Below are 12878 nucleotides of genomic sequence, written 5' to 3' on the forward strand. Positions count from 1 at the left end.
CGATCCGCTGATCTGCTGAGGGAGGTCTTTCATGCGAGCAACCGGCCGTACCGTGACCGCCTTTGTCGGCGCCGCCCTGCTCATCGGCTGTGTGTCGGGACCGGCGGCGTCGAACGGGCCGAACGAGCCGAACGGCCCGAATGGCCCGGACGGAGCGAAGGGGGACTCGGCCGGCGACCGCGTCCTGGTGTTCTCCGAGACCGCCGGGTTCCGGCACGACTCCATCCCGGAGGGGATCGCCGCGGTGAAGGCCCTCGGGGCCGAACACGGCTTCGCGGTGGACGCCACCGAGGACTCGCGCGCCTTCTCCGCGCGAAACCTCGCCCGGTACGACGCCGTCGTGTTCCTCTCCACGACCGGGGACGTCCTCACGAACGGCCAGCAGAAGGCGTTCGAGCGGTACATCGGGCGGGGCGGCGGTTACGTGGGCATCCACGCCGCCGCCGACACCGAGTACGACTGGGAGTTCTACGGCGGCCTGGCCGGCGCCTACTTCCAGTCGCACCCGGCGATCCAGCCCGCCCGCGTCGAGGTCGAGGACCGGGCCCACCCGGCCACCTCGCACCTCGGGGAGTCCTGGAACCGCACGGACGAGTGGTACAACTACCGCTCCAACCCGCGCGACCGGGCCCATGTGCTGGCCTCGCTCGACGAGTCGTCGTACACCGGCGGCACGATGAGCGGCGACCATCCGATCGCCTGGTGCCAGGAGTACCGGGGCGGCCGTTCCTTCTACACGGGCAGCGGCCACACCAAGGAGTCGTACGCCGATCCCGCCTTCCGGCAACATCTGCTGGGCGGCATCCGCTGGGCCGTCGGTGACACACAGGCCGACTGCCGTCCGGAGAAGGGCTACACGCCGCTCTTCGACGGGAGTGCCCAGTCACTGGCGGACTGGAAGCAGGCGGGACCGGGTTCGTTCTCGCTCTCGGACGACGGGACACTCACGTCGTCCGGCGGCCTGGGCATGCTCTGGTACGGCGCCTCGGAGTTCACCTCGTACTCGCTGAAACTCGACTGGCGGATGGCGAGCGCCTCCGGTGACGACAACTCCGGTGTGTTCGTGGGCTTCCCGGCCTCCGACGACCCGTGGTCGGCCGTCGACAACGGGTACGAGGTCCAGATCGACGCGACCGACGCCCCCGACCGCACCACCGGGGCCGTGTACAGCTTCCAGTCCGCCGACATCGAGAAGCGCGACCGTGCGCTGAACCCGCCGGGGGAGTGGAACACGTACGAGATCCGCGTGGAGGGCGAACGACTCCGCGTCCGGCTCAACGGCGTGCAGATCAACGACTACACCAACACCGATCCGGCGCGGAGCCTGCGGGACGGTCATGTCGGCATCCAGAATCACGGTGCCGAGGACCGGGCGTCCTTCCGCGACATCCGGATCAAGCAACTGCCGGTGCGGCCGGTGCGAACCGCCGTACAGGGCGATTGAGCGGCGGCGGGCGGGGGACGCCGGACCCCCGCCCGCCGTCTTGATCTCTCCACCTCCACCCTCCGGCACCTGCTTTTCCGCGTTGAGTTCGCGCTGAGTTCGCGTTTGAGAGGGAGGCTGCCCATGTCCGCCGAACCGTCTGTTTCCCCTTCTCGGGTAGGAGTGTGGCTGATCGGAGCGCGGGGCTCCGTCGCCACGACCGCCGTCGCGGGCTGCGCGGCCGTCACGGCCGGGCTCCATCCACCGACCGGCATGGTGACCGAGACCGGCGCCTTCCACCAGGCGGGCCTGCCCTCCTTGCCCTCGCTCGTCTTCGGCGGCCACGACGTCGTCGACTGCCCACTCCCCAAACGGGCCGAGTCCCTCGCCGCAGGGGGTGTCCTGCCCCACGACCTCCCCTCGGCCGTGTCCGCCGAACTGGCCGCCGCCGACCGGGAGATCAGGATCGGCGGCCCGCTCCCCGGCGACACGCGGACCGAGGACGAACTGATCGAGGCCCTCGCCCGGGACATCCGCGACTTCACCCACCGGTGCGGCCTCGCCAGAACCGTCGTGGTGAACGTGTCCTCCACGGAACCCGTCCCCGAGGACGACGCCCTCCCCGCCAGCTCCCTGTACGCGGCCGCCGCCCTGCGGGCAGGCTGCCCGTACGTCAACTTCACACCGTCCGCGGGCCTGCACCACCCGCGTCTCGCCCCGGCGGCGGCCTCATCGGGGCTGCCCCACGCCGGCCGGGACGGCAAGACGGGGCAGACCCTGCTGCGGTCGGTCCTCGGCCCGATGTTCGCGCAGCGCGCGCTGGCGGTCCGCGCCTGGTCCGGTACGAACCTGCTGGGCGGCGGTGACGGCGCGGCCCTCGCCGACCCGGCCGCCGCCGCAGCGAAGAACGCGGGCAAGGAACGCGTTCTCGCCGACACCCTGGGCACGGTCCCCGAGGGCGAGACCCACATAGACGACGTACCGTCACTCGGCGACTGGAAGACCGCCTGGGACCACATCGCCTTCGACGGCTTCCTCGGCACCCGGATGGTCCTCCAGACGACCTGGCAGGGCTGCGACTCCGCCCTCGCCGCCCCGCTGATCCTGGACCTGGCCCGCCTGACCGCCCGCGCCCACGAACTCGGCCTCTCGGGCCCGGTCGCCGAACTCGGCTTCTACTTCAAGGACCCGGTGGGTGACGGGCCTGCTTCCCTCGGCGAGCAGTACGCCCACCTGATCGGGTTCGCCGAACGCCTGCGCGAACCCACGCAGCCGCCGGGCTCCGGACGGCCCCGGCCGGCACACGGCAATCCGGAAGGCACGGCCCCGGAGGGGACAGGTCCGGCAGGCACGGCCCCGGAAGGCACGGCTCCGGAAGGCACGGGCCCGGAAAGCTCAGCAGGGGAGCGTCGATGAGCGGCCTGCGTGGGCTGCTACGCCCCGGGAGGAGCGCGGCGCCCAGGGCGAGCGGTGCGCCCGGGACGCGAGGAGCGTTGGGGACACGTGGCGCTGTCGGGACCCGTGGCGCGTTCGGGACCCGTGGCGTGTCCGGGTGGCGGGAGCGGCTCGGGTGGTCTGCCGGGCAGGGGACACCGAACCGCTCCGCTACCGGGACGCCACGGCAGCCCGCCCCCGTCGCTGGGGCACCACGACAGCCTGCCGCCGAGCCGACTCCGATCGCTGAGCCGGGGTTGAAGCCGGGGTTGAAGCCGGAGTCGCAGCCGGGGTTGGAGTCGGGGTTGAAACCGGATCGGCGGGATGCGAGGTCGGGGCAGCCACCGAATCCGGGGCAGCCACCGGCACCGGGGCAACCACCGGCACCGGTGCAGCGGCCGAGGTCACCCGCGGCGGGCGCGGGACTGCGCGCCTGGGTGGAACTCCTGCGCCTGCCCGCCCTGTTCACGGTCCCCGGCGACGCGCTCGCGGGCGCCGCGGCGGCCGGTGTCCGCCCGAACCCCCGAACCCTGCTGGCCATCGGTTCCTCCCTCTGCCTGTACGAGGCCGGTATGGCCCTCAACGACTGGGCCGACCGAGCCGAGGACGCCGTCGACCGCCCGCACCGCCCCCTGCCCTCCGGCCGTGTGAAGCCGGCCGCCGCCCTCGCGGCAGCCGGCGGCCTGACCCTGGCGGGTCTGGCCCTCGCGTCCCGCGCGGGCCGCCGACCCCTCGCGGTCGCCGGCGCCCTGGCGGCCACGGTCTGGTCGTACGACCTGGTCCTCAAACGCACCCCCGCCGGTCCCTTGGCGATGGCCGCGGCCCGGGGCCTGGACCTCCTCCTCGGCGGGGTGGCCTCGGGCGGCGACACCCGCAAGGCGGTGCCGTCCGCCCTGACCCTGGCCACCCACACCCTGGCCGTCACCACGGTCTCCCGCCACGAGACCCGGGGCGGCTCCCCGTGGGCCCCGCTGACCGCCCTGGCCACCACCACAGCCCTGACCTGGTCCCTGACACGCGACGACCGGACGAGCGGCAACCGGACACGCGGTGACCGAACGAGCGGCAACCAGGTACGCGGTGACCGGACGAGCGGCAACCAGGTACGCGGTGACCGGACGGGCGGCGATCAGGTACGCGGTGACCAGATACGTGACGACCGGACCAGCGCCACCCGTGCGAGCGTTCGGCCACCGGAACACGCGCCGACCGCTCTCCACTTCAGTCACTCCCCTCCCCGGCCCAGGGGAATCACCCTGAACATCGCGTCCCTGAGCGGGGCACTCACCACCCTCTACGCGCTGACCTCCGCCCGCCCCCTCCTCCACGCCGCCCTCAACCCGTCACCCCCACTGACGCAGAGAGCCGTCGGCGGCGGAATCCGCGCCATGATCCCGCTCCAGGCGGCCCTCGCCGCCCGCTCCGGAGCCCCCGTCACGGCCCTGCTGACGGCAGCCCTCGCCCCGGCCGCCCGCAGGTTCAGCCGAAAGGTGAGCGTGACATGAACTCTCAGCCGAGCCCCCACCCCGCCGCCCGGCAGGCCCCCCACCCCCTCCGCTTCTCCTACGGCACCAACGGTCTGACCGACCTGCGCCTGGACGACGCCCTCTCCCTCCTCGCCGATCTCGGCTACGACGGCGTGGGACTGACCCTCGACCACATGCACCTCGACCCCTTCGCTCCCGACCTCGCCGCCCGCACGCGAGGGCTCGCCCGCAGACTGGACGAACTCGGCCTGGGCGTCACCCTGGAGACCGGCGCCCGCTACGTACTCGACCCGAGACGCAAGCACGGGCCGTCCCTCCTCGACCCGGACCCCGACCAACGAGCCCGGCGTGTCGACCTCCTCATCCGTGCGGTGCGGATCGCGGGCGACCTGGGCGCCCACGCGGTGCACTGCTTCAGCGGCATCCCCCCGAAGGAGGAGTCCGGCGCGGTCGCCGGGGACACCGCCTGGAAGCGTCTCGCCGAAGCACTCACCCCCGTCCTCGACGCCGCCACGGCCGCCGGAATCCCCCTCGCCGTCGAACCCGAGCCCGGTCACCTCCTCGCCACACTCGACGACTTCCACCGTCTGCGCACCACACTCGGCAGCCCGGACGCCCTCGGACTCACCCTCGACATCGGCCACTGCCAGTGCCTCGAACCGCGGTCACCCGCCGACTGCGTACGCGCCGCCGCACCCTGGCTGAAGCACGTCCAGATCGAGGACATGCGCCGCGGCGTCCACGAACACCTCCCTTTCGGCGACGGCGAGATCGACTTCCCGCCCGTACTCGAAGCCCTCGCCGCCGTGGGCTACCGGGGCCTGGTCTCCGTCGAACTGCCCCGCCACTCCCACGCCGGCCCTCAACTCGCCCAGCAATCCCTCCCATTCCTCCAGCATGCGGCCTCCTTCTCCGTCTCCCGGGGCGTCCCCCGGCCGATTGCCCCCGCCCCCGGTGAGGGACCCACCGCCTTCGAAGGCGCAGCCGAGGCCGCCTTCGAAGGTGCCTTTGAAGGGAGAACCCCGTGAACGACCTTCACGACGTCCCGGGCGCCGCCCGCATCACCCTGCCGGTGGAGACCCCGCCCGCCCTCACCACCCTGCACGCCCGCCTGAACTCCCTCCTCGGCGGCGCCGCCCGGGCCTGGCTCGACCAGGCCCTCGACGAGGCCGCCGCCCACCTGGGCACCCACGGCCCCATCTCCGTGTGGGAGCTGCGGATCGCCGAGGCGGGCCGCCGGTGCGGACCCGAGTACGCGGAGGCGGCCCGTGTACTCCTCCTCCACGCGGCCCGGGCCGACGCGCCGACCCTCGCCCGCGTCTACCGCCAGGGCACCGCCGACGAACGCCGCGCCGTCCTGGAAGCCCTGCCCCACCTCGTGGCCGGACCCGAGGCCCTGCCGGTCGTCGAGGACGCCCTGCGTACCAACGACACCCGGCTGGTGGCCGCGGCCGTCGGCCCGTACGCAGCCCGGCACCTGGACGTCCACAACTGGCGGCACGCCGTCCTGAAGTGCCTGTTCACCGGCGTGCCCGTGGACGCCGTGGCCGACCTTCCCCGCCGGGCCGGCGGAGACACCGAACTCGCCCGCATGCTCGGCGACTACGCCGCCGAGCGCACCGCCGCCGACCGCCCCGTCCCCCACGACCTGCACCGCGTCCTGGCCCTCACCGGGCACCCGGCCACCCCCACCGGAACCGACGCGCCGGGGGACCCGACCACCCCCGACGGCGTGCGCGGCACCGAAGGCAAGGAGTCCTGATGCGCATCTTCGACCCCCACATCCACATGACGTCACGGACCACCGACGACTACGAGGCCATGCACGCCGCCGGCGTCCGTGCCGTCGTCGAACCCGCCTTCTGGCTGGGCCAGCCACGCACCTCACCCGCCTCCTTCTTCGACTACTTCGACGCACTCCTCGGCTGGGAGCCCTTCCGGGCGGCCCAGTACGGCATCGCCCACCACTGCACCATCGCCCTGAACCCCAAGGAGGCGAACGACCCGCGCTGCGTGCCCGTCCTCGACGAACTGCCCCGGTATCTCGTCAAGGACCACGTGGTGGCCGTCGGCGAGATCGGGTACGACTCGATGACTCCCGCCGAGGACACCGCGCTGGCCGCACAGCTCCAGCTCGCCGCCGAGTACGCGCTGCCCGCGCTGGTCCACACGCCCCACCGCGACAAGCTGGCGGGCCTGCGCCGCACCCTCGACGTGGTCCGGGAGTCCGCACTGCCCCCGGACCACGTCCTGATCGACCACCTCAACGAAGCGACGGTCAAGGAGGCCAAGGACGGCGGCTGCTGGCTCGGCTTCTCCGTCTATCCGGACACCAAGATGGACGAGGAACGGATGGTCGCGGTCCTGGAGGAGTACGGACCGGAGAAGGTGCTGGTCAACTCCGCCGCCGACTGGGGCAAGAGCGATCCGCTGAAGACCCGCAAGGTCGCCGACGCCCTGCTGAAGGCCGGGTTCACCGAGGACGACGTCGACCAGGTGCTGTGGCGCAACCCCGTCGCCTTCTACGGACTCAGCGGGCGCCTCGACCTCGACATCGCCGAGATGGACGCCACCCACGAGGGCAACTCCATCCTCCGAGGAGTCCCGAAAACCTCCCCGGAGACCGCGTCCGAGACCGAGACCCCGTCCCTGGCCCCGTCCCCGACCACGGAGGCGTGACCGATGCGCTTCCGCCATCCCGACGGCTCCACCGTCCACCTCGCCTACTGCACCAACGTCCATCCCGCCGAAACCCTCGCCGGGGTCCGCGCCCAGCTCCGCGACCACTGCGAACCCGTGCGCAAGCGGCTCGGCCGCGACCGGCTCGGCATCGGTCTGTGGCTCGCCAAGGACGCCGCCCGCGCCCTCGTCACCGACCCGTCCGCCCTGCGCGGCCTGCGCACGGAACTCGACGGCCGAGGCCTCGAAGTCGTCACCCTCAACGGCTTCCCCTATGAGGGATTCGGGGCCGAGGAGGTCAAGTACCGGGTCTACAAGCCGGACTGGGCCGACCCCGAACGCCTCGACCACACGACGGCCCTCGCCCGCCTGCTCGCCGGACTCCTCCCCGACGACGTCACCGAGGGCACCATCTCCACGCTGCCGCTCGCCTGGCGCACCGTGTACGACGACGAGCGCGCCGCCCTGGCCCACACGGCCCTGCGCACACTCGCCGAACGCCTCGACGCGCTGGAGGAGCTGACCGGACGCTCCATCCGCATCGGCCTGGAACCGGAACCCGGCTGCACCGTCGAGACCACGGCCGACGCCATCGCCCCGCTCGCCGCCATCGGCCACGACCGCATCGGCATCTGCGTCGACACCTGCCACCTCGCCACCGCCTTCGAAGATCCGCACACCGCCCTGGACCGGCTGGCCGCCGCCGGCGTCCCCGTCGTCAAGACCCAGCTGTCGGCCGCCCTGCACGCCGAACACCCCCACCTCCCCGAAGTCCGCGAGGCACTCGCCGCCTTCGACGAACCCCGCTTCCTGCACCAGACCCGCACCCTCACCGCCGCCGGGCTCCGCGGCACCGACGACCTCGGTGAGGCCATCAACCAGGACGCGCTGCCCGACGCCTCCCCGTGGCGCGCCCACTTCCATGTGCCGTTGCACGCGGCTCCTGCCGCACCCCTCACCTCCACGCTGCCTGTACTGAAGGAGACCCTGACCCGGTTGGTGGGCGGCCCGCAGCCACTCACCCGCCACCTTGAGGTCGAGACCTACACCTGGCAGGCACTCCCGCCGGAACTGCGCCCCCGCGGCCGAGCCCAGCTCGCCGACGGCATCGCCGCCGAACTCACTCTCGCCCGCGACCTGTTGACGGACCTCGGCCTGAAGGAGCTGCCGTGAGCATCCCCGAGACCCCAGCCGAGCCCGTGACCGAGCCCGAGCCCGAGCCCGAGCCCGAGCCCAAGACCGAGATCAGGACCTCGACCGCGACGTCAGCCGAAGAGCCAGCCGAAGTGCCGGTCGAAGCGCCGGCCGAAGTGCCGGTCGAGGACGCAGCCGAGTCCCTGGCCGAGCCGGCCCCCGCCGCCGGCCCTTCTTCCCCCACTCCTCTCCTCGTCCTGGACGTCGTCGGCCTCACCCCCCGTCTTCTCGATCACATGCCCCACCTCAAGTCCCTGGCCCAGTCCGGCTCACGGGCCCACCTCGGGACCGTCCTGCCCGCCGTCACCTGCGCCGCCCAGTCCACGTTCCTGACCGGCGCCCAACCCTCCGAGCACGGCATCGTGGGCAACGGCTGGTACTTCCGCGACCTCGGTGACGTCCTCCTGTGGCGCCAGCACAACGGACTGGTGTCCGGGGACAAGATCTGGGACGCCGCCCGGCGCGTCCACCCCGGCTACACGGTCGCCAACATCTGCTGGTGGTACGCCATGGGCGCCGACACCGACATCACCATCACTCCCCGTCCGGTCTACTACGCCGACGGCCGCAAGGAACCCGACTGCTACACCCGGCCCCCGGCCCTGCACGACGAACTCACCGAGAAATTCGGCACGTTCCCGCTCTTCCACTTCTGGGGCCCCGGCGCCGACCTCGTCTCCAGCCAGTGGATCATCGACGCCACCCGTCACGTCATCGCCACCCGCCGACCGGATCTGACCCTCTGCTACCTCCCTCATCTCGACTACGACCTGCAGCGCTTCGGCCCCGACGACCCGCGCTCCCTGAAAGCGGCCGCCGACCTGGACGCGGCCATGGCCCCGCTGCTCGACGACGCCCGCGCGGAAGGCCGTACCGTCGTCGCCCTGTCCGAGTACGGCATCACCCGCGCGGACCGCCCCGTCGACATCAACCGCGCACTGCGCCGCGCCGGACTCCTTGAGGTGCACACACAGGACGGCATGGAGTACCTCGACCCGATGACCTCACGGGCCTTCGCCGTCGCCGACCACCAGATCGCCCATGTCTACGTCCGCCGCCCCGAGGACATGGAAGCCACGAGGGCGGCGCTCGCCGACCTGCCCGGCATCGAGCAACTCCTCGACGACGAGGGCAAGAAGGCCCATCACCTCGACCATCCCCGCTCCGGCGAGCTGGTCGCCGTCGCGGAGCCGGACGCCTGGTTCACGTACTACTACTGGCTCGACGACGCCCGCGCGCCCGACTTCGCGCAGCTCGTCGAGATCCATCGCAAACCCGGCTACGACCCGGTCGAGCTCTTCATGGATCCGCTCGATCCGTACGTCAAGGTCAAGGCGGCAGGCGCGCTGGCCCGCAAGAAGCTCGGCATGCGCTACCGCATGGCGGTCGTGCCCCTCGATCCCTCACCTATTCGAGGCAGCCACGGCCGCCTCCCCCTGAGCGACGACGAAGGTCCGCTCATCATCTGCTCCACCCCCCGCGCTGTCGGCGACCGCGTCGCGGCCACCGATGTGAAATCCCTGCTGCTCGGCCTGGCCGGCCTCGGGTGACAGCACCCGGGAACGACCGGACGGGCGAACACGAAAAGTGAAACACACAGCACCGACACCGTGCCCGGCCTGTGGATAACTCGCCGTGCGCCCATCGTCTTACCAGGTCAAAGGCCTACCGTCCCAGCCGGGCACCGATCCCGCACACGGCTGTACACCCAACCGAGAGAGAGACACCGTGACCGCGTTCAACGACGAATCCGGATCCGGCGACGCCCTGCGTCGCGCGCTCGGCGTCAACCGCCGCCGCTTCCTCAGCACCTGCACCGCCGTCGCCGCCGGAGCGGTCGCCGCCCCGGTGCTGGGAGCCTCACCCGCCCTGGCTCAGGACCGGGACAGAGGCCACGGCCATGGCCACGGTCACGGCCGCGGTCACGTCCTCGTCCCGCCGGGCAAGCGCGGCATCATCCTCTACACCGTCCGCGACGCCACGGCCCGCGACCCGCTCGCCTCGGACCTGCCCTCCGGCTTCCGTGAGGTGTTCAAGCAGCTGGCCCGTCACGGATACCGCCAGGTCGAGTTCGCCGGATACAACCAGCACGCCAACGCGCCCGGCGGTGCCGGCCTGGAGTCCGTCGCGGGAGCCAGGCTGCTGCGCTCCTGGCTCGACGAGTACGGGCTGCGCGCCCAGGGCAACCACGGCTTCATACCGCCCTCCTGGCCGCTGACCAGCACCGACCTGGACACCTTCAAGAAGCACCTGGAGATCGCCAACATCCTCGGGATGGACCACATGGGCACCGGTGGCGACCCCACCGGCAGCTCCTACCGCGCCGACTGGGACGTGGCGGCCGAGAAGTGGAACGCGCTGGGCAAGATCGCCCGCCGCGAGGGCATCAAGCTGTACACGCACAACCACGACGCGGCGTACGGCTTCCTCCTCGACGGAGGCCCGCCGGACGCACAGGGCCGGCCCACCCGCAGCTCCGGCATCCGCAAGCTGGAGTACTTCCTGAAGGTCACCGACCCGAAGCTGGTCTGGCTGGAGATGGACATCTTCTGGGCGCACGTGGCCCAGTACAAGTTCCACACCTACACCGCCCACGACGGCTCCACCCGCGAGAAGGTCTTCGACCCGGCGGGGCTCGTCTCCCGTCACAACAAGCGCTACCCGCTGTTCCACGCCAAGGACGGTGTCGTGAGCACCACCAACGGCATGGGCTACGACATGGTGCCCTTCGGAACCGGCGTCATCGACTACACCACGTTCTTCTCGCGGGTCGGCGAGCGGAACTACCACAACCCGATGGTCGAGGACGACAATTCGCCCAGTGCCACCGACCCCGCGCAGTCGCTGCGCGAGGCCAAGATCAGTTACGACAACCTCGCGGCCCTGCGCGCCAAGAAGCGCTGACCCGGGGACGCACCCCGCAGGCCCTCCTCGCCCATCCCGGACCCCACCCGGACGTACCCCGGAAGCACCCCGGATGTACAACAGAACAGGCGGTCCTTCCCACGCACTGCCGTGGGGAGGACCGCCGTCGTTCTCAAGGACTGGAGCGGATCTTGGGGTTGCAGGACGTCGGGGACGGATGCGGCGTGGGGGGCACCGGTCAGGCTGTTTCCTCACCGATGGGGTGCGGGTTGGGTACGACATGCTTGGTGCTGGGCCGGCCGGGAGCCCGGAGGAAGAGCGCCAGGACCGCGGATCCGAGGCCGATGCTGCCGGCCAGTGCGAAGGCGCCTCCGTAGCCCCAGGTGCTCACGACGACGGCTCCCACACCGGAGCCGACGAGACCCGAGATGAGCTTGGAGCTGTAGACCATGCCGTAGTTGGAGGCGTTGTTGTTCTCACCGAAGTAGTCCGCCGTCATCGCCGCGAACAGCGGGAAGATCGCGCCGCCGCCGAAGCCGGAGATCATCGAGCAGATCAGGAAGAACGGCATCGAGCCCAGGTTCCCGGAGAAGAACACGCCGAACTGCGAGCAGCCGAGCACGATACAGACGATGACCAGGGTGTTCCGGCGGCCGTAGCGGTCCGAGATCCAGCCGATGACACCCCGTCCGGTGCCGTTCACGATGGCCTTGAGCGACATGGCGGTGGCCACGATGCCGCCGGCGAACCCCATCTCCTTTCCGAAGGGGACCTGCATGGCGATACCGAAGATGTTGATGCCGGCCGTGCACAGCAGGCAGAACCACATCATCCACAGCACGGGCGTCCTGGCCGCCTCGCGCGGTGTGTACTGCTTGACCGCCGGCGGGTTCTTCGCCAGCGCCCGTACGACCCGGGGGTCCGTGGAGGTCTTCAGCGGGTCCACGTTCGCGGGCCACCAGTTCTTCGGCGGGTCCTTGAAGAACCAGCCTGCGACGGCGACGACCGTGCAGCAGATCAGGCCGACGCAGACCAGCACGACCTCGTAGTTGGACAGGTCCATGTACGAGGTGAACAGGAACACGAAGGGCACGGAGCCATAGGCGAAACCGCCGTTGACCATGCCGGTCTTGCCGCCCTTGCGCTCCGGATACCACTTGCCGACCATGTTCACGCAGGTCGCGTAGACAAGTCCGGCGCCGATGCCGCTGAACATGCCGAAGCCTATGTAGGCGACGATCACATGCGGTGCGAACGCCAGTGAGAGATAGCCCAGGAGCGTGCCGCACGCGCCGAGCATCATGGCGTACCGCGCGGGCAGTCTTCCGCTCTCGCGCAGCTGGCCGGCCGGGAAGGCCACGGCCGCCTGGAAGAACACCCAGACGCCCATCAGCCAGAAGATGTGCCCACTGTCCCAGAGGTGGGCGTCGTGCAGGGTGTCCTCGGCGGAGGTGAACGCGTACTCCGAGGAGCTGATGCCCATCATGCCTATCCAGGGGAAGAGCACCATGGTCCAGCGTGGTCGCCCCATGATGTCCCGGTCGGTCTCGCCGAGCCGGTAAAGGCGGCCGTTGCGGTCCGTCACCTCCCTGTAGGGGACGGGTGTCGTGAAGTCGGTGGTTGTCATGTCTCGTAGCACCCCTTGCGTCGAAAGATCTGGCCAGCGCCCCCTGTCCAATGCCTTTCGTGTGCGCACGGGTCCCGGGGCGGGCCGACGCGCACCGTCGGCCCGCCCCTTCGCCGGGTCAGGTCATGGACCGCCCCCCAACAGCCCCGCCGCCCGCGCCCGGCGGGCT

10 protein-coding genes are annotated in these 12878 nt (G+C 71.2%); 9 read left to right on the forward strand and 1 reads right to left on the reverse strand.

Annotation, left to right across the window (positions count from 1 at the left end):
• The first annotated feature begins 31 nt into the window (after positions 1 to 31).
• The 9 genes from ACH4DZ_RS20810 (at position 32) to ACH4DZ_RS20850 (ending at position 11121) form a co-directional block, all read left to right on the forward strand.
• Complete coding sequence (locus tag ACH4DZ_RS20810; RefSeq protein WP_398288667.1) at positions 32 to 1444, forward strand: ThuA domain-containing protein; 1413 nt, start codon at positions 32 to 34, stop codon at positions 1442 to 1444.
• Positions 1445 to 1567: 123 nt separating this feature from the next.
• Complete coding sequence (locus ACH4DZ_RS20815) at positions 1568 to 2839, forward strand: inositol-3-phosphate synthase (protein ID WP_398288669.1); 1272 nt, start codon at positions 1568 to 1570, stop codon at positions 2837 to 2839.
• A gap of 407 nt (positions 2840 to 3246) precedes the next feature.
• Positions 3247 to 4362, forward strand: a complete 1116-nt coding sequence (locus tag ACH4DZ_RS20820; protein ID WP_398288670.1) for an SCO3242 family prenyltransferase — start codon at positions 3247 to 3249, stop codon at positions 4360 to 4362.
• Complete coding sequence (locus ACH4DZ_RS20825; protein ID WP_398288671.1) at positions 4359 to 5372, forward strand: sugar phosphate isomerase/epimerase family protein; 1014 nt, start codon at positions 4359 to 4361, stop codon at positions 5370 to 5372. The genes ACH4DZ_RS20820 and ACH4DZ_RS20825 overlap by 4 nt, the downstream gene beginning before the upstream one ends.
• Positions 5369 to 6106 carry an EboA domain-containing protein gene (locus ACH4DZ_RS20830; RefSeq protein ID WP_398288672.1) on the forward strand — a complete coding sequence of 246 codons (738 nt, stop codon included), beginning with the start codon at positions 5369 to 5371 and terminating at the stop codon, positions 6104 to 6106. The genes ACH4DZ_RS20825 and ACH4DZ_RS20830 overlap by 4 nt, the downstream gene beginning before the upstream one ends.
• Positions 6106 to 7023: a TatD family hydrolase gene (locus ACH4DZ_RS20835; protein WP_398288673.1), complete on the forward strand. Its 918-nt coding sequence runs from the start codon at positions 6106 to 6108 to the stop codon at positions 7021 to 7023. Before ACH4DZ_RS20830 ends, ACH4DZ_RS20835 begins: the two co-directional genes overlap by 1 nt.
• 3 nt (positions 7024 to 7026) lie before the next feature.
• Positions 7027 to 8196, forward strand: a complete 1170-nt coding sequence (gene eboE / locus ACH4DZ_RS20840) for a metabolite traffic protein EboE (protein ID WP_398288674.1) — start codon at positions 7027 to 7029, stop codon at positions 8194 to 8196.
• A 164-nt stretch (positions 8197 to 8360) separates the two neighbouring features.
• Complete coding sequence (locus ACH4DZ_RS20845) at positions 8361 to 9767, forward strand: nucleotide pyrophosphatase/phosphodiesterase family protein (RefSeq protein ID WP_398288763.1); 1407 nt, start codon at positions 8361 to 8363, stop codon at positions 9765 to 9767.
• Between the two features lie 178 nt (positions 9768 to 9945).
• On the forward strand, positions 9946 to 11121 hold the full coding sequence (locus ACH4DZ_RS20850; protein WP_398288675.1) for a sugar phosphate isomerase/epimerase family protein: 1176 nt from the start codon (positions 9946 to 9948) through the stop codon (positions 11119 to 11121).
• A 199-nt stretch (positions 11122 to 11320) separates the two neighbouring features.
• Here ACH4DZ_RS20850 and ACH4DZ_RS20855 read toward each other — a convergent pair whose 3' ends face one another.
• Positions 11321 to 12709, reverse strand: coding sequence for an OFA family MFS transporter (locus tag ACH4DZ_RS20855; RefSeq protein ID WP_398288676.1), 1389 nt, complete (start codon positions 12707 to 12709; stop codon positions 11321 to 11323).
• Positions 12710 to 12878: the final 169 nt, after the last annotated feature.

Origin of the sequence: Streptomyces sp. NPDC017991 (assembly GCF_044328075.1) — a bacterium.
Lineage (GTDB): Bacteria > Actinomycetota > Actinomycetes > Streptomycetales > Streptomycetaceae > Streptomyces.